This window comes from Streptomyces fulvoviolaceus, from assembly GCF_000718165.1.
Classification (GTDB): Bacteria; Actinomycetota; Actinomycetes; order Streptomycetales; family Streptomycetaceae; genus Streptomyces; species Streptomyces fulvoviolaceus.
The window spans coordinates 1-426 of record NZ_JOEY01000175.1; the positions used below are offsets into that span (position 1 = coordinate 1).

At 74.2% G+C, this 426-nt stretch carries 1 pseudogene; it reads right to left on the reverse strand.

Annotation, left to right across the window (positions count from 1 at the left end):
• Window positions 1-426 (reverse strand): annotated as a pseudogene (locus IG08_RS0153380) (FAD-binding protein); the annotation flags it as partial.

Below are 426 nucleotides of genomic sequence, written 5' to 3' on the forward strand. Positions count from 1 at the left end.
GTCGGCGAGGGCCTCGATGATCGCGAAGTTGTCGGCGCCGTTGACGCCGCGGCCGCCGGAGACCACGATCGCGGCCTCGGTCAGCTCCGGACGCCCGGTCGACTCGCGCGGGGTGCGCGCGGTGACCTTGGTGCCGGTCGCCTTCTCCGAGAAGGTGACGGCGAGGGCCTCGACCGCGCCGGCGGCCGGGGCGGCCTCCACGGCGGCGGAGTTGGGCTTGACGGTGATGACCGGGGTGCCCTTGGAGACACGGGTCTTGGTGGTGAAGGAGGCGGCGAACACCGACTGGGTGGCCACCGGGCCCTCCTCGCCGGCTTCCAGGTCGGTGGCGTCGGTGATGATGCCGGAGCCGATGCGCAGCGCGAGGCGGGCGGCGATCTCCTTGCCCTCCGCGGAGGACGGCACCAGCACGGCGGCCGGGGACAC